The organism is Bacillus sp. AFS059628, assembly GCF_002571225.1.
Taxonomy (GTDB): Bacteria; Bacillota; Bacilli; order Bacillales; family Bacillaceae_G; genus Bacillus_A.
The window spans coordinates 1-403 of the sequence record NZ_NVEC01000151.1; the positions used below are offsets into that span (position 1 = coordinate 1).

Consider the following 403-nt stretch of genomic DNA (forward strand, 5'->3'; position numbering starts at 1 on the left):
AAAAAAAAAAAAAAAAAAAAAATATTTTTTTTTCCCCCAAAAGGTTTTTTTTTTATCTATTAATAACTGTACATCGTCTTGCTCCTCTACAGATTAAACGCTCGGCTTCTCTTAATGAAATTGGAACAAGTACAGCTTCATCAACATCGTCTTCTACATCAAAAACCGCAAAGGCTTCCCCACCCACGATTAAAACACAAATGAATTCTACTTCTAAATCATCATGAGACCTAGGAATACAATTAGAAATAGTACAACGTTGAATACCCCCTGCTAACAATGTTCTAGCCTCTTGCTCAGATATTCGAATAAAAACAAATTCCTCTATGGCTACATTTCCAACTTCCACTTCAATTTCTACTAGAAGAAAGAATCTGTTTCTAATTCTCACTATACAATTTGC

1 protein-coding gene is annotated in these 403 nt (G+C 33.0%); it reads right to left on the reverse strand.

The features are described from left to right. Nucleotides 1-52: 52 nt before the first annotated feature. Nucleotides 53-403 (reverse strand): hypothetical protein (locus COL05_RS30570; protein ID WP_240523016.1); only part of this gene is annotated, 351 nt, incomplete at its 5' end.